The sequence below is a fragment of the Devosia sp. P3_B2 genome, assembly GCF_056402875.1.
The window spans coordinates 95,593-113,168 of record NZ_JBFUGO010000007.1 but is presented as its reverse complement, the minus strand read 5'-3'; the positions used below and the strand labels follow the sequence as shown (position 1 = coordinate 113,168).

Genomic DNA, 17,576 nt, shown 5'->3' with positions numbered 1-17,576 from the left:
CGCCGCAAGCCTTACCTTCGGTTAACCAAGAGTGGACTAGCCTAGGCCAATCAATCGCTTGGCCCCCGGCAGGTCGTTCATATGCTCACCGAAAATACCCGCTCGGCGCGACCTGCCCGCTCTTACGCGCAGCTGCCACGCTTTCAGCGCGTAAAGGTATCGCTGCTCGGCCGCTACATGCTCAGCGATCGTCGTGAATTCCCCTGCCAGGTGCTGGAGATGTCTCCCGGCGACGCCGTGGTCATTGCCCCCATTTCGGGCGGACCGGGCGAGAAGGTGATCGCCTATATCGACCACCTCGGTCGCATCGAGGGCGACGTGACTGATATCATCGACGGCGGCTTCAAGATGGATGTCGTCGCGACCCTCCGCAAGCGCGACAAGATGGCGGCCCAGCTCACCTGGCTCGCCAACAAGGACCTGCTCAACCTGCCGGAAGACCGCCGGCACGAGCGCGTGGTGCCCGACAACCGCCATTCGACCGTCGTGCTCGACGATGGCCGCCGCTACAACTGCAAGATCATCGACATCTCGCTCTCCGGCGCTGCCATCGAGCTCGCCGTGCGTCCCGCCATGGGCACGCCGGTCACGCTGGGCCGCATGCGCGCCCGCGTCGTCCGCCATTTCGCCGATGGCGTTGGCGTCGAGTTCGTCTCAGCCCAGGAAATGCTGACCGTCGTGCAGCAGAACCTGCGGGTCAACTAACCCCCGTTTCCCAACCGCTTCGCTATGCCTAACGAGTCCTCACCGGGACCGTTCTAATTCGCATAAAAACTAGCTTGCAGTTTTTCGTTCGGGGCAATTTGGCCCGGGCATCGTGGCTTCCGTCAGGGGGCAACCACGATGTCGAAGTTCAAAGGGTTCATCGCAGCGGCAGTCGCAATCGGGATGGCGGCATTCATTCTCGCCATGCCGGCACGCGCCGACCAGGTCGATTTCACCAACCCTGCCTTCGCCCCCGCAGGCGGCATCACCAGCATTCCGGTGGGCGCCTCTGAGTTCTGCAAGACGCATCGCGGCGAATGCAAAGCCAACCCGCACGCGGTCCAGGCGATGGGCCTCAGCGAAGCGCGCTGGAACGAGCTGGTGCAGATCAACAACGTAATCAACAGCGCCATCGTCGCCGTAACCGACGAGGACTACTACAAAGTCGCCGAGTACTGGGCCTATCCCGACGGCTACGGCGACTGCGAGGATTTCGCCCTCGCCAAGCGCAAGGCGCTGATCGAGGCCGGCTGGAACCCCTCGACCCTGCTGATGACCGTGGTCCGCGAGACCAAGGGCACCGGTCATGCCGTGCTGATGGTCCGCACCGACCGCGGCGACCTCGTGCTCGATAACCAGGACAGCCGCGTGCTGCTCTGGAACGAGACGCCCTACCAGTTCCTCAAGCGCCAGTCGCAGGCCGACGCCAGCCAGTGGGTCGATATCGTCGATCCCCGCGCCACCTTCGTCGCCTCGAAGTAAACGTCAGCGCGCCGCAAGCGCTTCGGTCTCGGTCCGCTTCACCCACTCGCCCTTGCAATCGCCATAGGCGTGCGAGCTATCCGGGTGGGCCGCGGCGCAGCGCCGCTTGATCGCCTCATACTCGGCAACCAGATCCGGACGCGCGCGTAGATAGTCGCGAAACGCCAGGTGCCGGGTGATCTCCGGACTGGCCTCGGCATAGCAGTGCAGTTGTACAAGCCGCCTGCCCTGCACCGCGTCGTCGAGCGTCAAATAACGGCGACCCGGCAATCCGTACTCGCCCCACCACGCATAGCCGAGAGCTTCCAGCTTGCCCTGCGCTGCACCAAGCGCTGCGAGCGAGCGTACCACCGGGATCAGATCGAGGATCGGCTTGGCCACGAGGCCGGGGATCGAGGTCGATCCAATATGATGGACATGCAGCAGCCTGTCGCCCAGGACCCCGCGCAGCCGCTCGGCTTCACGCTCGGCTGCGCCGGCCCATTGCGGGTCGTGCGATTTCAGGACCACGGGAAAGGCGGGCGGCATCCATCATCTCCTCAGCGATGCGGCGGGCGCTGCAGACTGATAAGCCGGAGCCGCGAAGCCGAACGCGCTTTACGGGATGATGGCGAAATAGCTGCCGACGAACATCAGGCCTGTAATGAAAGCCCAGCCGAAGGCGATGAATGCCGCAACCAGCGCCATGCTGACCGACAGCGTACCCTTGCGGTCGTTCTGCCAGCCCATCTGCAGCATGATCATCGGGCCGCACACGAAGCTCAGGCCCAGGTTGCCGAGGCTATGGGCAAGGGTCTTGCCGTCGTAGCGCAGCACCGCCTGCGACTTGCTTACCCACTGATAGAGGTAGGTCCCTACCCCGGCGATGGCCAGCCCAACGGCCATGATCAGTCCTGCCAGCAGCAATTCCCTGAGCATACGCGCAACCCCCGCACCAATATCTTAACTCTTTGTTAAGCATATCCGGCGCCCATTGGACTGTCACCTGACGCACACAAGACTGGTTAATTCACACAAATGGCCGGTGAGGCTCAGGCTCATAAGGCGCAACACAGCGCCATCGGCTTCAATCTGGCGGCCATCGCGGTGGTGCTCGGCCTGCTGGGGATTGGCGTCGCCTACCTGATCGATGCGGCGGGCCGCGGCGCCCGCATCCAGGCACATCGCCTCGACACCGAGACGACGCTGACCCGCACCCTGGGCGGCCACGATCTCGAGATTCCCCTGTCCTGGTTCCGCTACGAGGAGCAGCGCGTCGAAGGCTTCGCCAAGCAGATCGACTTGCGCCTGGAGCTGCCGCTCGGCGTCGAGGGCCATATCGAACCGGTGGACGTGACGCTGCTGCCACGCAGCCGGGCCCGTCCCAGCGCGGCCCTGCTCGATGGCGTGTACCTCCACCAGTTCCTGCCCGAGCAGCTCACCGGTCCGCCCGGACTGGTGGGCAAGCCGTTGCGGCCCGATGGTGGCTATGCCGATGAGACAGTCTGGTACGATGCGCTATCGGCCGACCCATTTGTCGCCAAATGCTCGAAGCCGATTCCACCCGCGACTGCGGGACAGTGCCTGAGAACGGTGTATCTGGGCCCCGGCGTTGCGGCGGTTTACGCCTTCCCCGAGACCGCGCTGGCGCACTGGCGCGACTTCGATGCTCAGCTGAGCGCGCGCCTGGGCGAGATCGGGGCGCTGTAGCGCCCCCGATGCTACCTTAGTGGATCTCGTCCAGGTCGACGTCCAGGATGGCCATCTGGAAGTTGTACGAGCGGTCGCCGTCCTCGTCGTCGACATAGATCAGGCCAAGGAATTCCTCGCCCAGATACACTTCGACGCTGTCGTTCTGCTTGTTGCGCGGACGGACGTCGATCTGCCGGTTGCCGAACTTCTGCTGCAGAAATTTCTGGAGCTTGATGATTTCGGGATGGTTCATGGCGGCTCCTTCAGGGGCATTCTTGGGTGTCGATTTGGGATCGCCACAATAGGCATTGCGACCCGGCGAGCAATCCCGCGGCGTGCTTTTTCCTGCAGCGAATGGCGCAAATACGGCGGAGCCGAACCTAGGCAGGCCGCAGACTCAGCCGGTAAGGTCCTGCACCACCGCCAGTTGGTCCATCACCGAGGCCGGATGCGGGGTGCCCGCCTCGCCGATGATGCGTGCCGGCACGCCGGCGACGGTCACCCGCGGCGGCACTTCCTTCACCACCACCGAGCCCGCGCCGATGCGCGCGCAGTCGCCGACCTTGATGTTGCCCAGGACGACCGAATGGGCGCCGATCAGCACGCCATTGCCGATCTTGGGATGGCGGTCCTCCTCGGACTTGCCGGTGCCGCCGAGCGTCACGCCCTGGAGGATCGAGACGTTATCGCCGATCGTGGCGGTCTCGCCGACCACGAACCCGGTGGCATGGTCGAGCATGATGCCTTTGCCGATCCGCGCCGCCGGATTGATGTCGACCTGGAACACCGCGCTCGACCGGCTCTGCAGATAAAGCGCAAAATCCTTGCGGCCGTTCAGCCACAGCGCATGCGCGAAGCGGTGCGTCTGGATGGCGTGGAAGCCCTTGAAATAGAGGAAGCAATCGACCGCCTTGTGCAGCGCCGGATCGCGCTCCAGCGTCGCCGCGAGGTCAGCGCGCGACTCGAGCCCGATCTCTGGGCGCGCCTCCAGCGCCTCGCTGAAAGCCTGGCGGATCAGGTCGGCGGAGACATCCGGATGGTCCAGCCGCTCGGCCAGCCGGTGCGCCAGCGCACCCTCGAAGCTGTCGTGGTTGAGCACGTTGGAGTACAGCAGGTTGGTGAGCGAGGGCTCGCTGGCAACCACATGCCGCGCGCCCGAAACCACTGCATCCCAGACCGGATCCATGGCCGTAACATTGGCCGTCTTCAAATTCGTGCTCATCCGCATCTCCATCGGCGAACGCCGATATAAGACAAATCGTGCTCCGATACCAACCATTACCGCACAGATTGGTTCGCCGCCGCTGAACTCGCGTTGAATGGTTACTCCGCGGGCTGCCGCGCGAGGAATTCCAGTGCTGCCGTCTTGAACTGCTTGTCGCCCGTCGCACGCATGTGATCGCGCCGCTCGATGGTGAACGCCTCGCCACGCGGCAGGAGTTCGGCGAGTGCCGCAGCGGAGCCGGCCATGTCGTCGTCGCTGCCCACGGCGACCAGCACGGGCTGCTCGATGCGACGCACGTCGGCCTCGCGCATCGGCTCGCGCGAATTGACCATGCAGGCCGCCAGCGCCGCGCGGTCGGCCTTGTTGTGGTCGGCGAAGATGCGGAACTGCCGCCCGGTACGGCCGGTGACCTCCGCGAGCGACTCGGCGGTCAGCGCCTCGATGATCTCCTCGCTATCCTCGAGCCCCGAGATGAGGTTGAGCCCCATGCCACCCCAGATGGCGGCGCTCACCGCTTGCGGCTCCTGCAGCATCAGGTACGCGGCGATCCGAGCGCCCATAGAGTACCCCATGATCGGGGCCCTGCTGATGCCGAGGTGGTCGAGCAGGCGCTTGGCGTCCTTGGCCATCTCGTGGGCGAAATAGAGCTGCGCGTCGTAGAGCTTGCGCGACGCGCCATGCCCGCGATTGTCGAACGTGATGGGCTGGTAGCCGGCGCCGATCAGAGTCTCCACCCAGCCGGTGTCGATCCAGTTGATCTTCCCCGACGAGCCGAAGCCGTGGATCAGGAGGATCGGCTTGCCCTCGCCATGGACTTCATAGGCGATGGAGATGCCGGCGGAGTTGAACTGGAGCACGGGAGCAGCCTTTTCGGTTGGGGGCTGGGTTTAGCAAGTCGGTGCGACCAGTCAAAGCCCTGTGGCTGTGCACCCCACCCCTATCCCCTCCCCCTGCTGGGGAGGGAGAACCCTTCACCACTATCGCGGTCAGCGTCTCCCTCCCCATTCTTAGGGGGAGGGGACAGGGGTGGGGTTCAACGCGCACAAGGCAAGCGTATCTCTTGGCTTCCACCGCTCTCGCCGCTATGTTCCGCCCGAATTCGAACCGAGGACCATCCGATGGCGCACGAGAGCACCCCGCACTTCCACAATACCCAGGGTTTGCCGCGCATCGAGGTCGGCTCCAAGGAGTTCATGTGCGTCGGCGCCCTGCCCCCGTTCGATCACCCGCACATATATATCGACATGGGCAAGGACAACGAGGTCGTCTGCTCCTATTGCTCGACCCTTTACGTGTTCAACCCGGAGCTGGCGCCGGGCACCTCCGAGCCGCTCTCGGCCGTGTATCACTCCGAAGCCGCCTGATTTCCCGATGTCCGGCAACGGACGCACCGTCTACATCGCCGGGGCAGGCATTGCCGGCATGACGTTGGCGCTGGCGCTGGCCAAGTTCGGCGCCACCGTTGTCGTGCTCGAGCGCAATGCCGAGGTGCAGGAAGTCGGCGCCGGCCTGCAGGTCAGCCCCAACGCCCGCAAGATCCTCAACCGCCTCGGGCTCGACAAGGCCCTCGCGGCCAAGGCGTTCGAGCCCGATGGTATCGACGTCTATCCCTACGGCGCACGCGACCCACTGGTGACGCTGGAGCTTGGCCGCATCATGGAGCAGCGCTTCGGCGTGCCCTACACGGTGATGCACCGCGCCGACCTCGCCGACGTGCTGTACCGGGCCTGCAAGCGCTTCGCCAATATCGACATGTTGTTCGGCGTCCGCGCCTATGACGTGGTGAGCCATGCGCGCGGCGTTTCCGTCACTGTCGACGAGGCCGACGGCAGATCGCGCTCGGCCCGCGCCTTCGCTTTCATCGGCGCCGACGGCGTGAACTCGCGCACTCGGATGGGCGTGCTGATGGGGCCGGAGGCCACCTATTCGGGAATGGTCGCCTGGCGGATCACGCTGGCGCAGCACGACCTCGACAAGGTGCTGCTGCCCGGACGCACCAGCCTGCTCTGGGGACCGGGCTATCATGCCGTAACCTACCCGTTACCGCATCGCCGCCAGATCAATGTCGCGTTGTTCGCCAAGGTGAAGTCCGAGCGCGCCTTCCACGGCGAGCCGCCGAAAGCGCCCGACTTGCCATGGGCTGCCATGAAGAGCCGTGCTTTCGATGCCATCCGCGAGGCCGCCGGCGAGGACTGGGGCTACTGGCCGATTTCGACGGTCGCCACCCCGACCTGGTCGGAGGGCGGCGTCGGGCTGATCGGCGACGCGGCACACGCCATGCTGCCGTTCCAGGCACAGGGGGCCGCCATGGCGATCGAGGACGCGGCGATCCTCGCGCCGCTGCTTATGACCGAGGCCGATGCCACCTCGGCGCTCCGCCGCTACGCCGCGTTGCGCCAGCCGCGCGTCGAGCGGGTGCGGAAGCTTTCGAACGCCAATGGCGCCGCCTTCCACCTCGAGTGGCCATTCACGATTGCACGTAACGCCGTGGTGAAACTGCAGGGTCCGCGCGGGCATCTGAAGCGCCTAGGATGGCTCTACGGCTATGACGCGGCGCCCGATCCCGAGGGCCTGCCACCCGCACCGCGGCTACCGCGACAGGACGTCCACTGAGCCGCATGGCGCTTGCCTTCGCTGGGGGTGATGTGTCAACTGCCGCTCCAAATTGGGAATAGCGCCCCGCATGCCCGTCTCTCCGCAATCCAATCTCACGCTCGCCTGCGTGCTCATCACGATCTTCCTGGATATGCTGGGCTACGGCATCATCCTGCCCGTGCTGCCCCAGCTGATCACACAGCTCTCGGGCGGCAGCGTCGCGCAGGCGGCTGTCATTGGCGGCTATCTCGTTTTCGCCTACTCCTTGATGCAGTTTCTGTTCGGACCGGCGCTCGGCAACCTCTCCGACCGGTTCGGCCGCCGACCGATCATCCTGATAGCGCTCGCGGGCCTGACGATTGATTATACGATCATGGGCCTCGCCAACTCGCTGGTGCTGATCTTCATCGGCCACACCATCGCAGGCATTTCCGGCGCCTCGGTCGCAACGGCCACGGCCTACATCGCGGACATCACCCCCCGGGAGAAGCGCGCCCACCGCTTCGGGCTCATCGGCGCGGCGTTCGGGCTCGGCTTCATCTTCGGCCCGGTCATTGGCGGCCTGCTCGGCGAACTCGGCCCGCGCTGGCCATTCTACGCCGCCGCGGTGCTGGCCGGCGCCAACCTGCTGTTCGGTTTCTTCGTGCTGCCCGAGAGCCTCGCCAAGGACAAGCGTCGTCCGTTCGACATCCGCCGCGCCAACCCGTTCGGCGTGCTGTGGAGCCTCAGCAAGAACCCGGTCGTGCTGTGGCTGATGGCGTCGCTGGGGCTGTTCGTTCTCGCCAGCCAGTCGTTCCCGTCGGTGTGGAACTTCTTCACCATCGAGGTGCTGAAGTTCTCGTCGGCGCAGATTGGTGTCGCGCTGGGCGCCTTCGGCATCGGCTTCGCCATCAGCCAGGCGCTGTTGATCGGCCCGGTGACCAAGCGGATCGGCGAATGGTCGACCGTGCTGCTGGGCATGCTGGCGGCGGCCATCGCCTTTACCGGCACCGCCTTCATCCACTCCGCATTGCCGCTCTACGGCTTCCTGGTGTTCGGCTCGCTCGCCGGCCTCGCTGGCCCTGCCATCAACTCGCTGATGTCGCGCCAAGTGTCCGACGACGCGCAGGGTGAGCTGCAGGGCGCGATCAACGCCACGAACTCGCTCGCCTCGATCCTCGGCCCGCTGCTCGCGACGCAGTTGTTCAGCCATTTCACCCAGGCCGAGCCAGGCCAGCCTGGCTACTTTCCGGGCGCACCGTTCCTCGGCGCCGGCATTCTAGTGGTCTGCGCCGCGGCGCTATTCGTCTACACGGTGCGGCGCTTCGACCTGACGCATCGCCCTTCGGTCTCGAAGAAGCCGCACATCCACGAAATGGGCCAGCCCGGCCAGCAGCAGACGCCACCGCACGACGAGAACGGCGATCCGATCGAGCGCCCGGCGGGCGAGTAGCAAAAACGAAAACCCCCGCTTCCGCGGGGATTTCTTAGGCGCCGTACCCAGGGTTTACTTCCCCAGCGTCGACGGCCACTTGCCGTGCTGCTCGCCTTCGCGGTCGATCAGGATGAAGCCGTGGGCGCCGAAGAAGTCACGCTGGCCCTGGGTCAGGTTGGCAGTGCCGAGCGCCTGGCGGTAGCTGTCGAAGTAAGCCAGCGAGGCCGACAGGCAGATCATCGGGAACTCGCCGATGGCGGCCTCGGCGACGATCTTGCGCAGCGACTTGTGGGCGTCCTTCATGATGGTCACGAAATCCGGCACCATAAGCAGGTTGGTGGCCTCGCCCTTGGCATAGGCCGCCGACATCTGGTCGAGGAAGCGCGAGCGGATGATGCAGCCGGCACGCCATATCTTGGCGATGGTGGCGAGCGGCAGGTTCCAGCCGTGCACTTCGGACGCCTTGGCCAGCACCGCAAAACCCTGCGCGTAGGAGACGATCTTGCCCGCCAGCAGGGCCTTCTCGAGCTCTTCGAGCGACACGTTGGCCTTGCCGGCCGAACGCTTGCCGTAGACGCCCTCTGCGGCGATGCGCTCTTCCTTGCGCGATGAGATCGAGCGCGCCGCGACGGCGCCTTCGATGGCCGTCGCCGGCACCGCCAGTTCCTGCGCCGCGATGGCGGTCCAGGTACCCGTGCCCTTCTGCCCGGCCTTGTCGAGGATCAGCTCGACCAGCGGCTTGCCGGTCTTCGGCTCCGTCGCTTCCAGCACATAGCCGGTGATCTCGATGAGGTACGAGTTGAGCGGCCCGTTGTTCCAGCCCTTGAACACATCCGAGGCGGCCTTCGGGTCCATCCCAAGGCCGTCGCGCATCACGCCATAGACCTCGGCGATCATCTGCATGTCGCCATATTCGATGCCGTTGTGGATCATCTTGACGAAGTGGCCAGCGCCGCCTTCACCCAGATAGGCGCAGCACGGCTCGCCGTTGAACTTGGCCGAGATCGCCTCGAGGATCGGCTGGGCGTTCTTCCACTGCTGCTCGGCGCCGCCGACCATGATCGAGGGACCATGGCGCGCGCCCTCTTCGCCGCCCGAGACGCCGATGCCGAGATAGCCGATGCCCTTGGGCGTAAGATAGTCGAAGCGGCGCTGCGTGTCGGTGAACAGCGAGTTGCCGCATTCGAGGATGGCGTCGCCGGCTTCGAGGTGCGGCAGCAGCTGCTCGATCATCTCATCGACCGGCTTGCCGGCCTTGACCATGATGATGATCGAACGGGGACGCTTCACCGACTGGATGAACTTCACGAGGTCGGCCTCGGGCACGACCTTCTGATCCAGCCCCTGCTCCTTGGCCGTCGCAACGAAATCATCGATTTTGGAAGCGGTGCGGTTGTGGACCGCGATGGTGTAGCCCTTCTCGGCGATGTTGAGCGCCAGATTGGACCCCATAACTGCGAGCCCGATCAGGCCGATATCGGCAGACGCCATCATTATCTCCATTGGGAGTTATCAGGATTTCATTGCGCGGCTTTTTGGCACGGGCAACGCCCGAACGCCACCCCTCGAAGCCCGGCGCACGCCTGCCCTGTGTACGTCCCTCAGCGAGGTGGTCGCTTGGTCTTATCAAGCCGCGCTTCATCCACTAGTCTCGCGCCGCCTGAGCCTGGGAGGGCCACTGACTTTGGACTCGATTTCTCTTTTCAACCTGAGCGGCAAGCGCGCCCTGGTGACCGGCTCGAGCCGTGGCATTGGCTTCGGCATTGCTGCAGCGCTCGCCGGCGCCGGCGCCGAAGTGATCCTCAACGGCCGCGATCCCGAAGCGCTCGGCAGCGCCGCGGCCCGGCTCGCAGATGATGGCGCCCTCGGCATCAAGGCGCTGGCCTTCGACGTCACCAGCGAGGACAGCGTCGATGACGCCATCGCTCACGCCGAGAACGAGATCGGCCAGATCGATATCCTCGTGAACAATGCCGGCATCCAGCACCGTGCGCCGCTCGAGGAGTGGCCGCTCGAAAAGTTCAAACAGGTCATCGACACCAACCTGACCTCCGCCTTCATCGTCGGCCGGGCGGTGGCCCGCGGCATGATCGCGCGCAAGTACGGCAAGATCATCAATATCTGCTCGGTGCTGAGCAACTTTGCCCGCCCCACGGTGGCGCCCTATGCGGCGAGCAAGGCGGCAATCGCCAACCTCACCCGCGGCATGGCCGTCGATTGGGCCAAGCATGGCCTCAACGTCAACGGCATCGCGCCGGGCTACATCAGCACCGAGATGAACACCGCCCTGATCGAGAACCAGGAATTCAACGCCTGGATTGAAAAGCGCACGCCGATGGGGCGCTGGGGCGCACCCGCCGAACTGGGCGGCGCCGCGGTCTTCCTCGCCTCCGAAGCCTCTTCCTTCGTCAACGGACACATCCTTTATGTCGACGGCGCCTTCACTGCCACCGTTTGAGAATGCCCGCATCATCATCGCGATGGGCGTGTCGTCGTCGGGCAAATCCGCCACCGGCGCGGCGATAGCCCGGCGGCTGCATGCCCCGTTCCTCGATGGCGACGGCTACCACCCGCCCGCCAACAAGGAGAAGATGCGCAATGGCATCCCGCTCACCGACGAGGACCGCTGGCCCTGGCTGGAGACGCTGGCCGGCGCCCTGCACGAGGCCGCCGAGCAGAAGGGTGTCGCCGTCGGCGCGTGCTCCTCGCTGAAGCGCGCCTACCGCGACTTCCTCACCGAGAAGGCCGGCGAGCCGATCCTCTTCGTCTTCCTCGATGGCGACATCGACATGATCAGGAAGCGCATCGAGGCCCGCCAGCACGAGTTCATGAGCCCAAAACTGCTCGACAGCCAGTTCGCAACACTGGAGCGGCCAGGCCCGGACGAGAATGTGCTGGCAGTATCGATCGAGGATCCGGTGGAAGCGATCGCCACGAAGGTGGTGAAGCAGCTGGGGCATCTGAAGGTGTTCAAGCGGGGGCAGTAGTTCACTGCCCTCACCAGGCCAAGCCCCTAGAACCCGAACGAGAACTGTCCCGTCGGCGATGCGGCCTTCTCGAGCGCCAGCATCTCCATCTTCGCCCTGACGCCGCCCGGCGACGAGAATCCCCCGGTCCGGCCGTCCGCGGCCAGCACCCGGTGGCACGGGACGATCAGCGGGATCGGGTTGGCGCCCATAGCGCCGCCTACAGCACGCGACAGCGCCACATCGCCAAGCCAGCGGGCGATGGCCCCGTAAGTCGTGGTCTCGCCCCAGGCAAGCTCGCGGATATGCTCGTAGATGCGCCGGTTCACAGCCGGAATGCCCGCAAAGTCCAGCTCGACATCGGCGAAGTTGTCATTTGCACCCTCGGCATAGGCGAGGATACGTGCCGCAACCTCCGGCTGCCCGCCTGCATCCTCTACGCCGCCCGCCTTCTCCAGCCGCGCCCGCATCTCCTCCGGCGTATCGCCCGGCAGCAGCACGCGCGAAATCCCGGCATCGGTCCAGCCGATCGCCATGGGTCCGAGAGCGGTATCGAGCATCCGGTAGCGCATGACCTCAATGTAGTGCGACGGCGGCCTTCACCCAAGCCGGTTTTGACCCTACAGTCCCATTGCCGTGAGCCATTCGCGCAACTCCCGGCGCAGGAAGCTGCGCAGCGTGCCCTCGCGCGAAAAGCCCCACCACAGCACCGCGCCCTGCCACTGGCTGGCCATCAGCCGACCGAGCACCAGTTGCCGTGCTGGGTCGTCACTCAGCCGGCGCCCCAGTGCCTCGGTGAGCACCTTGTTCCAGGCCACGCCTCGCGTCCGCAGCACCGGATCGCGAAAATCCTCGCGCAGCAGCAACAGCCCCTGCCCGGCCTCATCGCCGACGCCGTAGCCCGCTGACATGCGAACCAGCATGGCGATGGCGCCCTCCGGATCGACCGAGTGGGCTGCGTCCGCACCGGCGGTGGTGAGATCGAGCTGGTCCCACATCCACAATAGCGCCGCGCGCAGCAGCGCCTCGCGATTGCCATAGCGCTGCACCAAGGTCGCAGGAGACAAGCCGGTTACCGCTGAGGCCGAGGCGAACGTGAGCCCAGCCGGCCCTTCGCGCGAGACCATCGCGGCCACCGCTTCGACGACATCCTCGTCCGAAATCTTCCTGGGTCTTGCCATGGCTTCCAATGTAAACGAATATTCGTTTATAAACGGCTACTGCACTCACGAACAAGGAGAATCGAAATGGCCCGCATCCTCGGCTACATCGCCAGCAGCCTCGACGGCTTTATCGCCGCTCCGGACGAGTCGCTCGCCTGGCTGACGCAGCGCACCGACATGCAGCTTGGCGAGTTCGACTACAACCTGTTCATCAAGCGCATCCGCACCGTGGTGATGGGGCGCGGTACCTATGACTGGCTGGTCAAGGAGAATATCCCCTGGCCCTATGGCGAGCAGCGCACCATCGTCGTCACTTCCCGCCCCCTGCCCGACCCGATCGGCGCGCTCGAGACCCGCACCGATATCGATGCGCTGGTCGCCGAACTGCGCGCCCTCGACGACGGCGACGTCTGGATGCTGGGCGGCGGCAAGCTGCAGATGGCGTTCATGGAGCGCGGCGCGCTCGACGAGATCGAGATCTACGTGATCTCGCAACTGCTGGGCGGCGGCTACCCGCTGTTCCCGCCGACCGGGTTCAACAAGAGCATCAAGCTGCTGTCGTCGAGTACGCTCGGCACGGGATGTGTGCGGCTACATTACAGCTTCGAGTGAGCGCGATGGTTCCTCACACGCGATGTCATTCCGGCGAACCTAGATCGGCTCGCTCTGCACGACGATTTCCCATTTGTCGCCAAGCGCGATCTGCAGTTCCGATACGAGGAAGGGCAGCAGCGCGTTGAACTCGTTGCGGTCGCGCTCCGACATGCGCCAGGTGGGGTCGCCCGGATCGTCCCAGTTGACCTGGCGATCGTAGAGCTCGTTGAGCCGTGTCAGCCGCCGGATGATGTCGCTGGAAAAGCCCCAGAAGCCGATCTCGGTGGCGTGGCCGTCGACGAACAGCGGGGCGAGCCCATGGCTCACCATGCCGAAGTCGACCAAGAAAACCACCTGCTTCACCGTGGGTCGCGCCTCAGTTTGATGGCGCGACCACGCACCGTCCCGCGTCGCGTCCGCCCAAGCCGCGGACAACTCTTTCCGCGAGTTCATTGAAGCGGCGCGATGCGCCAGAAATACGGCTGCTGCATTGCCGGTTACCCCTCAGATCACGCCCGCCGGATGGAACGTTACCCAAGTTACAGATGATGGGCAATTTCTGCCCTTAAGTAGTTGCCCTCCTGTGCATAAGCTCAGGCGAGCCACACAGCTATCAGCGCCACCACGGCGGGAATCGTCTGTACAAACAGGATCTTGCGGCTCGCGGTCACCGCCCCGAACAGACCTGCCACCGCAACGCACAAGAGGAAGAACACCTTGACCGGGTCGCCCGCCTCGCCCAGCCAGATGCCCCAGATCAGCCCTGCAGCAAGGAAGCCGTTGTAGAGCCCCTGGTTGGCCGCCAGCGTCTTGGTCTCGGCGGCAAAAGCCGACGCGGTGCCGAACGCCTTCATCCCCTGCGGCTTGTCCCACAGGAACATCTCGAGAATCAGGATGTAGACGTGAATGAGGGCGACCACCCCCGTGAGAATGCTGCCGATCATGCGCGCGACTCCGTGTTGCCTCGGGCGAGCCTAATGCAAGAAGGCCGCCACGAGGGCGGCCTTTTCGTCAGCAATGGGCAAGCGAACAGGTCAGTGCTTGAGCGCGTCGCGTGCCGCTTCCTTGACCTTGCCGGCGGCCTTCTGGATCTTGCCTTCGACCTTGTCCGCAGCGCCATCGGCCTGCAGCTTGCGGTCGCCGGTCGCCTTGCCGACCGCGTCCTTCACGTTGCCGCGGGCTTCCTTGGCGGCGCCTTTGATCTCGTCTTTGTGCATTTTTCCGGTCTCCCCAGAAGGTTGGCATTCGGGGCAGATAATGCGCTGCCGGAAACAAACGTTCCGGCCCTACGGCGAATTAACTCCTCGCCACGATCACGTGGCGAGGCGCCGCGCGTAGACCTTCATCGAACCCGACAGGTAGTCGGCGAACCCAGGCTCGATCGCCTCGTAGCGGGCAATGAAGTCGGGGTGCGATAGGTAGAGGTCCGCCAGTCCGGCATAGGCCTCCGGTGGGCACTGCTTGTCCCACATCCGGGACACCCACGCCCGATGCCGCCCGAGCAGCGGATCGAGACTGGGGGAGCCCATCGGCACGCCGCGACGCAAGCCTTCGGCCAGCCCTTGCTCCATATCGTGCAGTTCCTGGTTGAGCTGCTGCTTCTCGGCTTCCGACAAGCTCTCATACTCGCGCTTGCTGAGCGCGATGCGCTCCGGCATGTCGCCGCCAAACTGCTCCACCAGCCAGGCCTCATATTCGGCCTGGTTGTCGGGCGAGACGCCCTTGTACAAATCCGCGTTTCTCATCGCGCGATCTCCTTCAAGACTGGCGATCGTGCGGTCGATCGTCCTGACGAGTTGGGCATAGCGCTTCGCCTCCTCGCTCAGCCGTTGGCGCTGCTGGCGCAACGCCTCCAGCCGGTCGAAGCCCGGCGCATCGAGGATGGCGCCGATCTCTCCCAGCGGAATGCCGAGTTCGCGGTGCAGGAGAATCTGCTGCAGCCGCAGCAATTCCTCCTGCCCATAGTAGCGATAGCGGTTCTGCCCGGTGAAAGCGGGCCTCAGGAGGCCGATCTGGTCGTAGTGGTGCAGCGTCCGGACCGATACCCCGGATACCTTAGCTGCCTGCCTGACCGTCAAAACCTTCATCGCGCGCGTTCTCCGCGGGACGGTGGATAGTCCCTGACGCTACGTGAGGGTCAATATCGATTTGCGCAGAAGCTGTGACGGCTGGCTTCACACCGCGTCAACCAGCCCTCAGGCTATCGCGGCGAAATGTGGAAACTCGGTATTTCATCGGCCGTTCCTCACGCACTAAGAGAGTGCCTGCGAGGTGAAATGCCGCAACGTATCGAAATTCAGGACCTGCTCATCTGGGCCTTTCGCGTCCAGGCGGTGGAGAGCGCCAAGGCGGCCGATCCGGATGCGCTGACGGTCTATTGGGCCGTCCTCGCCCTGCCTGTCCCGCACGCCACGGTGATCCGCCGCTTCGCCCGCGAAGCCCGCCGTCCCGATTGGCATGCGGCCCATACCCGCTGCGTTTCGCTCGATGGCGTGCGCCGCTCGCGCCGCCTCTACACCGAATGGGTCCGGGCCCTCGTCGTCCTGCAGCGCACGCTCGAAGGCTCGCTCGGCCGCTATTCCGTCACCGGGCCGCATCTCGACGATCAGCCCTGGCTACGCGAACGCCTGCGCGCCTAGCGGCACTGTGCAACCAGTTTCCCCAGTGCCGCCGACGACCCAACCAGACTGAAGGTGTGCACGGGATAGCGCCCGTCGGCATCGACGATGCTCAGCCCCTCACCCGACTTCATCAGCGCCATCAGCGGTCCATTCGCGGGCACGTCCCCAGCATGCCGGCCATCCATTTCCTCGTAACTCATGGCGAGGCGCTGCGTGGAAACGCCAAAGGTGAAATCGACATCGGTCTGTTCCCCGAGATCCGGCAACCGCTCGGCACCCGCCGCTAGGTCGTAGCGCAGGTACACCTGCCCACTCGAACAGGTGAGCGACAGGTAGGCGTCCGGCCGATCGGTGGCACAGGCCGACGCGGTGTACACCGGGCCGCCCTCGTCCTCCTGCATTCCCGCCGTCCAGTTCGTGCAGGTCTCCTGCGCCATCGCCGGCGCCACCGACAACATCAGCATCAACGCCGCCACCCGGATCATGGTGCGTCCCCGAGGTAGCTCACCTCGATGCGCTGGAACAGCGGACCTTCCTTCATCGTGCCGAGCCACTTGCGGAACTCCGCCACATCCCTGAACCCTGCCCGCTTCGCGTCCGCCTCGGTCACCGCATCGGGCGACATGTCGACGATGCGCCCGATCTGCAGCAGCCCCACCTTGGTTTTCAACGTGCCGCCCGGCTTCACCGTCGGTCGGGTCCAGCGCCGGAACTGCAGCGAAATCTCGCCGCGCTTGATCGCCTCCAGCACGTCCAGCTTCAACAGCATCCGGCACTCCTCCAGCTCATGGTGCGGGCGGTGGGACTCGAACCCACACGGGTGTACACCCTCGGGATTTTAAGTCCCGTATGTCTACCATTCCATCACGCCCGCGCCGCTGAGCACTGCCACATCGGCTCCGACGCTGACAACCGGACAATTAACCGACATAAGTCGGTCGCCAACTACAGGAGAAAGCAAATTGCCGAGGCCGCGACCCAATGTGGTGGGAGTTTTCGTTTTCGGTGGGCTGGGAAACCAGATGTTTCAGTACGCTGCCGGCCTCACCATTGCCGAACGGCTCGGTGCTGAGTTGCTGTGCGATATCCGCCACTATGAGCGCAAGGACCGCGGCGACCGGCGCCTCGGTCTTCGGGATTTTGGTATCGAATTGCACTCCGCGCGCGTGCCCCCGTTCAAGCTAGGCCGGCGAGTCGGGACCGCCTTGGGCTTGATGCCCGACCCTTTTCGCGGTGGGACGCGCCTCAAGAGTATCGAGGGATTCGATCCGCGATCGCGCGAGGTCGCTGGCCCGGTCGCGCTATCGGGGCATTTTCAGTCCTGGCACTATTTCGAGGGGCACGAGGCATCAGTGCGGCGTGCATTCGACACCAGCAGGCTAGCGACCGCCCGAACCGCCAGTCTCGCGGCTGAGATTGCCGCCGCCAAGAACCCAGTGGCGGTCCATGTCCGTCGCGGCGATTACACCACGACGCCGGAGGCCATCGCCTTTTACGGATTGCTGCCGGCCGAGTACTACTTCGCCTCCAAGTCCGCATTGGAAGAGCGGGTCGAGGACCCGACCTACTTCCTGTTCACCGACGATCTGGCGCCGGCTCAGGAATTGCTCGCCGACTGGCCGGGGCTGCGACCCGTCATCGGCTTCTCCGGTCCCGAAGACATGTACCTGATGTCGCGATGCAAACACTTCATCATCGCCAACTCGACGTTCAGCTGGTGGGCCGCCTGGCTGGGTGGTGCACCTGACAAACAGGTGGTCGGACCTTACGCCTGGTTCGGGCCGTCCTATCCCCACACCATCGACCTCGACGACCGCCTCCCACCCGGCTGGATCAGGGTCTGAATGCCGCGTCGGCGAA

The 17,576-nt window shown here is 64.8% G+C and carries 25 protein-coding genes and 1 tRNA gene; 11 read left to right on the top strand and 15 right to left on the bottom strand.

The window, feature by feature from the left end:
• Positions 1-81 precede the first annotated feature (81 nt).
• Together AC1DV8_RS12225 and AC1DV8_RS12220 are read left to right on the top strand one after the other, a co-directional pair.
• Positions 82-705: a PilZ domain-containing protein gene (locus AC1DV8_RS12225; RefSeq protein WP_477149517.1), complete on the top strand. Its 624-nt coding sequence runs from the start codon at positions 82-84 to the stop codon at positions 703-705.
• Positions 706-843: 138 nt separating this feature from the next.
• Complete coding sequence (locus AC1DV8_RS12220) at positions 844-1,467, top strand: transglutaminase-like cysteine peptidase (RefSeq protein WP_477157645.1); 624 nt, start codon at positions 844-846, stop codon at positions 1,465-1,467.
• A gap of 3 nt (positions 1,468-1,470) precedes the next feature.
• Here AC1DV8_RS12220 and AC1DV8_RS12215 read toward each other — a convergent pair whose 3' ends face one another.
• Both AC1DV8_RS12215 and AC1DV8_RS12210 read right to left on the bottom strand, forming a co-directional pair.
• Entirely contained in the window at positions 1,471-1,995 is a 525-nt protein-coding gene (locus AC1DV8_RS12215; RefSeq protein WP_477149519.1) for a GrpB family protein, read from the bottom strand.
• A 69-nt stretch (positions 1,996-2,064) separates the two neighbouring features.
• The gene (locus AC1DV8_RS12210) at positions 2,065-2,385 is read right to left on the bottom strand and encodes a DUF6949 family protein (RefSeq protein ID WP_477149520.1); all 321 of its coding nucleotides are present in this window, start codon (positions 2,383-2,385) and stop codon (positions 2,065-2,067) included.
• 99 nt (positions 2,386-2,484) lie between these two features.
• On the opposite strand from AC1DV8_RS12210, the gene AC1DV8_RS12205 reads away from it, so the two are divergent.
• Positions 2,485-3,156, top strand: a complete 672-nt coding sequence (locus AC1DV8_RS12205) for a hypothetical protein (protein WP_477149521.1) — start codon at positions 2,485-2,487, stop codon at positions 3,154-3,156.
• Between the two features lie 16 nt (positions 3,157-3,172).
• On the opposite strand, the gene AC1DV8_RS12200 is transcribed toward AC1DV8_RS12205, so the two are convergent.
• The 3 genes from AC1DV8_RS12200 to AC1DV8_RS12190 form a co-directional block, all read right to left on the bottom strand.
• A complete protein-coding gene (locus AC1DV8_RS12200) occupies positions 3,173-3,391 on the bottom strand; it encodes a DUF3126 family protein (protein ID WP_477149522.1) in 219 nt (72 codons plus the stop codon).
• Positions 3,392-3,535: 144 nt separating this feature from the next.
• The gene (cysE, locus tag AC1DV8_RS12195) at positions 3,536-4,360 is read right to left on the bottom strand and encodes a serine O-acetyltransferase (RefSeq protein ID WP_477149523.1); all 825 of its coding nucleotides are present in this window, start codon (positions 4,358-4,360) and stop codon (positions 3,536-3,538) included.
• 101 nt (positions 4,361-4,461) lie between these two features.
• Positions 4,462-5,220 (bottom strand): alpha/beta fold hydrolase, encoded by a 759-nt coding sequence (locus tag AC1DV8_RS12190; protein ID WP_477157644.1) that lies wholly within the window; start codon positions 5,218-5,220, stop codon positions 4,462-4,464.
• A 261-nt stretch (positions 5,221-5,481) separates the two neighbouring features.
• Here AC1DV8_RS12190 and AC1DV8_RS12185 point away from each other — a divergent pair, with 261 nt between their 5' ends.
• The 3 genes from AC1DV8_RS12185 (at position 5,482) to AC1DV8_RS12175 (ending at position 8,390) form a co-directional block, all read left to right on the top strand.
• On the top strand, positions 5,482-5,727 hold the full coding sequence (locus AC1DV8_RS12185; RefSeq protein WP_477157643.1) for a zinc-finger domain-containing protein: 246 nt from the start codon (positions 5,482-5,484) through the stop codon (positions 5,725-5,727).
• A gap of 7 nt (positions 5,728-5,734) precedes the next feature.
• Positions 5,735-6,976 carry an FAD-dependent monooxygenase gene (locus AC1DV8_RS12180; protein ID WP_477157642.1) on the top strand — a complete coding sequence of 414 codons (1,242 nt, stop codon included), beginning with the start codon at positions 5,735-5,737 and terminating at the stop codon, positions 6,974-6,976.
• Between the two features lie 70 nt (positions 6,977-7,046).
• Complete coding sequence (locus AC1DV8_RS12175) at positions 7,047-8,390, top strand: TCR/Tet family MFS transporter (RefSeq protein WP_477157641.1); 1,344 nt, start codon at positions 7,047-7,049, stop codon at positions 8,388-8,390.
• Between the two features lie 54 nt (positions 8,391-8,444).
• Here AC1DV8_RS12175 and gndA read toward each other — a convergent pair whose 3' ends face one another.
• The gene (gene gndA / locus AC1DV8_RS12170) at positions 8,445-9,863 is read right to left on the bottom strand and encodes an NADP-dependent phosphogluconate dehydrogenase (RefSeq protein WP_477149528.1); all 1,419 of its coding nucleotides are present in this window, start codon (positions 9,861-9,863) and stop codon (positions 8,445-8,447) included.
• A 187-nt stretch (positions 9,864-10,050) separates the two neighbouring features.
• On the opposite strand from gndA, the gene AC1DV8_RS12165 reads away from it, so the two are divergent.
• Positions 10,051-10,830, top strand: a complete 780-nt coding sequence (locus tag AC1DV8_RS12165) for a glucose 1-dehydrogenase (RefSeq protein WP_477149743.1) — start codon at positions 10,051-10,053, stop codon at positions 10,828-10,830.
• A complete protein-coding gene (locus AC1DV8_RS12160) occupies positions 10,799-11,359 on the top strand; it encodes a gluconokinase (RefSeq protein ID WP_477157640.1) in 561 nt (186 codons plus the stop codon). The genes AC1DV8_RS12165 and AC1DV8_RS12160 overlap by 32 nt, the downstream gene beginning before the upstream one ends.
• A gap of 26 nt (positions 11,360-11,385) precedes the next feature.
• Here the strand turns inward: AC1DV8_RS12160 and AC1DV8_RS12155 are convergent, their stop codons facing one another.
• Positions 11,386-11,898, bottom strand: a complete 513-nt coding sequence (locus AC1DV8_RS12155) for a methylated-DNA--[protein]-cysteine S-methyltransferase (protein ID WP_477149530.1) — start codon at positions 11,896-11,898, stop codon at positions 11,386-11,388.
• Between the two features lie 60 nt (positions 11,899-11,958).
• Complete coding sequence (locus AC1DV8_RS12150; RefSeq protein ID WP_477157639.1) at positions 11,959-12,519, bottom strand: TetR/AcrR family transcriptional regulator; 561 nt, start codon at positions 12,517-12,519, stop codon at positions 11,959-11,961.
• A 66-nt stretch (positions 12,520-12,585) separates the two neighbouring features.
• On the opposite strand from AC1DV8_RS12150, the gene AC1DV8_RS12145 reads away from it, so the two are divergent.
• Complete coding sequence (locus tag AC1DV8_RS12145; protein ID WP_477157638.1) at positions 12,586-13,113, top strand: dihydrofolate reductase family protein; 528 nt, start codon at positions 12,586-12,588, stop codon at positions 13,111-13,113.
• A gap of 39 nt (positions 13,114-13,152) precedes the next feature.
• On the opposite strand, the gene AC1DV8_RS12140 is transcribed toward AC1DV8_RS12145, so the two are convergent.
• The 4 genes from AC1DV8_RS12140 to AC1DV8_RS12125 form a co-directional block, all read right to left on the bottom strand.
• Positions 13,153-13,458 carry a hypothetical protein gene (locus AC1DV8_RS12140; protein ID WP_477149533.1) on the bottom strand — a complete coding sequence of 102 codons (306 nt, stop codon included), beginning with the start codon at positions 13,456-13,458 and terminating at the stop codon, positions 13,153-13,155.
• 230 nt (positions 13,459-13,688) lie between these two features.
• Positions 13,689-14,039, bottom strand: coding sequence for a DUF1304 domain-containing protein (locus AC1DV8_RS12135; protein WP_477157637.1), 351 nt, complete (start codon positions 14,037-14,039; stop codon positions 13,689-13,691).
• Positions 14,040-14,129: 90 nt separating this feature from the next.
• Positions 14,130-14,312 carry a CsbD family protein gene (locus AC1DV8_RS12130; protein WP_477157636.1) on the bottom strand — a complete coding sequence of 61 codons (183 nt, stop codon included), beginning with the start codon at positions 14,310-14,312 and terminating at the stop codon, positions 14,130-14,132.
• Between the two features lie 96 nt (positions 14,313-14,408).
• Positions 14,409-15,182: a MerR family transcriptional regulator gene (locus tag AC1DV8_RS12125; protein ID WP_477157635.1), complete on the bottom strand. Its 774-nt coding sequence runs from the start codon at positions 15,180-15,182 to the stop codon at positions 14,409-14,411.
• A gap of 189 nt (positions 15,183-15,371) precedes the next feature.
• Here AC1DV8_RS12125 and AC1DV8_RS12120 point away from each other — a divergent pair, with 189 nt between their 5' ends.
• Entirely contained in the window at positions 15,372-15,734 is a 363-nt protein-coding gene (locus tag AC1DV8_RS12120; protein WP_477149537.1) for a hypothetical protein, read from the top strand.
• Here AC1DV8_RS12120 and AC1DV8_RS12115 read toward each other — a convergent pair.
• The 3 genes from AC1DV8_RS12115 to AC1DV8_RS12105 form a co-directional block, all read right to left on the bottom strand.
• Positions 15,731-16,201: a hypothetical protein gene (locus tag AC1DV8_RS12115; RefSeq protein WP_477149538.1), complete on the bottom strand. Its 471-nt coding sequence runs from the start codon at positions 16,199-16,201 to the stop codon at positions 15,731-15,733. The genes AC1DV8_RS12120 and AC1DV8_RS12115 overlap by 4 nt on opposite strands.
• On the bottom strand, positions 16,198-16,485 hold the full coding sequence (locus tag AC1DV8_RS12110) for an ASCH domain-containing protein (protein ID WP_477149539.1): 288 nt from the start codon (positions 16,483-16,485) through the stop codon (positions 16,198-16,200). The genes AC1DV8_RS12115 and AC1DV8_RS12110 overlap by 4 nt, the downstream gene beginning before the upstream one ends.
• A gap of 19 nt (positions 16,486-16,504) precedes the next feature.
• Positions 16,505-16,590, bottom strand: a tRNA-Leu gene (locus tag AC1DV8_RS12105).
• 148 nt (positions 16,591-16,738) lie between these two features.
• Here AC1DV8_RS12105 and AC1DV8_RS12100 point away from each other — a divergent pair.
• Positions 16,739-17,560: an alpha-1,2-fucosyltransferase gene (locus tag AC1DV8_RS12100; RefSeq protein ID WP_477157634.1), complete on the top strand. Its 822-nt coding sequence runs from the start codon at positions 16,739-16,741 to the stop codon at positions 17,558-17,560.
• Positions 17,561-17,576: the final 16 nt, after the last annotated feature.

Excerpts from the sequence above, each read along its gene's own strand:
- AC1DV8_RS12175 (WP_477157641.1), top strand. The coding sequence starts at position 7,047 with ATGCCCGTCTCTCCGCAATCCAATCTCACGCTCGCCTGCGTGCTCATC.
- AC1DV8_RS12185 (WP_477157643.1), top strand. The coding sequence starts at position 5,482 with ATGGCGCACGAGAGCACCCCGCACTTCCACAATACCCAGGGTTTGCCG.
- AC1DV8_RS12100 (WP_477157634.1), top strand. The coding sequence starts at position 16,739 with ATGTTTCAGTACGCTGCCGGCCTCACCATTGCCGAACGGCTCGGTGCT.
- AC1DV8_RS12180 (WP_477157642.1), top strand. The coding sequence starts at position 5,735 with ATGTCCGGCAACGGACGCACCGTCTACATCGCCGGGGCAGGCATTGCC.
- AC1DV8_RS12225 (WP_477149517.1), top strand. The coding sequence starts at position 82 with ATGCTCACCGAAAATACCCGCTCGGCGCGACCTGCCCGCTCTTACGCG.
- AC1DV8_RS12150 (WP_477157639.1), bottom strand. The coding sequence starts at position 12,519 with ATGGCAAGACCCAGGAAGATTTCGGACGAGGATGTCGTCGAAGCGGTG.
- AC1DV8_RS12160 (WP_477157640.1), top strand. The coding sequence starts at position 10,799 with ATGTCGACGGCGCCTTCACTGCCACCGTTTGAGAATGCCCGCATCATC.
- AC1DV8_RS12220 (WP_477157645.1), top strand. The coding sequence starts at position 844 with ATGTCGAAGTTCAAAGGGTTCATCGCAGCGGCAGTCGCAATCGGGATG.
- AC1DV8_RS12200 (WP_477149522.1), bottom strand. The coding sequence starts at position 3,391 with ATGAACCATCCCGAAATCATCAAGCTCCAGAAATTTCTGCAGCAGAAG.
- AC1DV8_RS12110 (WP_477149539.1), bottom strand. The coding sequence starts at position 16,485 with ATGCTGTTGAAGCTGGACGTGCTGGAGGCGATCAAGCGCGGCGAGATT.
- AC1DV8_RS12145 (WP_477157638.1), top strand. The coding sequence starts at position 12,586 with ATGGCCCGCATCCTCGGCTACATCGCCAGCAGCCTCGACGGCTTTATC.
- AC1DV8_RS12120 (WP_477149537.1), top strand. The coding sequence starts at position 15,372 with ATGCCGCAACGTATCGAAATTCAGGACCTGCTCATCTGGGCCTTTCGC.
- AC1DV8_RS12135 (WP_477157637.1), bottom strand. The coding sequence starts at position 14,039 with ATGATCGGCAGCATTCTCACGGGGGTGGTCGCCCTCATTCACGTCTAC.
- AC1DV8_RS12215 (WP_477149519.1), bottom strand. The coding sequence starts at position 1,995 with ATGCCGCCCGCCTTTCCCGTGGTCCTGAAATCGCACGACCCGCAATGG.
- AC1DV8_RS12115 (WP_477149538.1), bottom strand. The coding sequence starts at position 16,201 with ATGATCCGGGTGGCGGCGTTGATGCTGATGTTGTCGGTGGCGCCGGCG.
- gndA (WP_477149528.1), bottom strand. The coding sequence starts at position 9,863 with ATGGCGTCTGCCGATATCGGCCTGATCGGGCTCGCAGTTATGGGGTCC.
- AC1DV8_RS12125 (WP_477157635.1), bottom strand. The coding sequence starts at position 15,182 with ATGAAGGTTTTGACGGTCAGGCAGGCAGCTAAGGTATCCGGGGTATCG.
- AC1DV8_RS12210 (WP_477149520.1), bottom strand. The coding sequence starts at position 2,385 with ATGCTCAGGGAATTGCTGCTGGCAGGACTGATCATGGCCGTTGGGCTG.
- AC1DV8_RS12155 (WP_477149530.1), bottom strand. The coding sequence starts at position 11,898 with ATGCTCGATACCGCTCTCGGACCCATGGCGATCGGCTGGACCGATGCC.
- AC1DV8_RS12205 (WP_477149521.1), top strand. The coding sequence starts at position 2,485 with ATGGCCGGTGAGGCTCAGGCTCATAAGGCGCAACACAGCGCCATCGGC.
- cysE (WP_477149523.1), bottom strand. The coding sequence starts at position 4,360 with ATGAGCACGAATTTGAAGACGGCCAATGTTACGGCCATGGATCCGGTC.
- AC1DV8_RS12130 (WP_477157636.1), bottom strand. The coding sequence starts at position 14,312 with ATGCACAAAGACGAGATCAAAGGCGCCGCCAAGGAAGCCCGCGGCAAC.